1 protein-coding gene is annotated in these 260 nt (G+C 47.3%); it reads right to left on the bottom strand.

From position 1 onward, the window contains the following. On the bottom strand, positions 1–260 hold a 260-nt coding region (locus AAEZ08_RS23110; protein ID WP_500125206.1), incomplete at both ends, for a hypothetical protein.

The following is a 260-nucleotide window of genomic DNA, read 5'->3' as shown; positions in this document are numbered from 1 at the left end:
CATCAGATACTGGGCGCGCCCAACCCTGACTTTCCTTTAGCATATCGTAGGTCGCAGGTATTACTTCACGGCCCTGCATATTAAGGTAGCCGACGTGACTATTGCGCAGCACGGGTAGCAAGCCACCAGCTATCTTATCTGCATCGACTTTTTGATAGCGTGATAAATCAACGACTTTTTTGCCTTTACTATTTAGCAACGCTACTGGTGCACCGAAGTCCTTTGTTGCTAGAAAATAACCGTTACTCGCGGTACAAGAG

It is taken from the genome of Pseudomonas sp. E45-MNA-CIBAN-0222 (assembly GCF_040310405.1).
GTDB lineage: Bacteria > Pseudomonadota > Gammaproteobacteria > Pseudomonadales > Pseudomonadaceae > Stutzerimonas > Stutzerimonas stutzeri_AC.
Note: the sequence above shows the minus strand (reverse complement) of the source record. Positions and strands in the feature narration are given on the sequence as shown.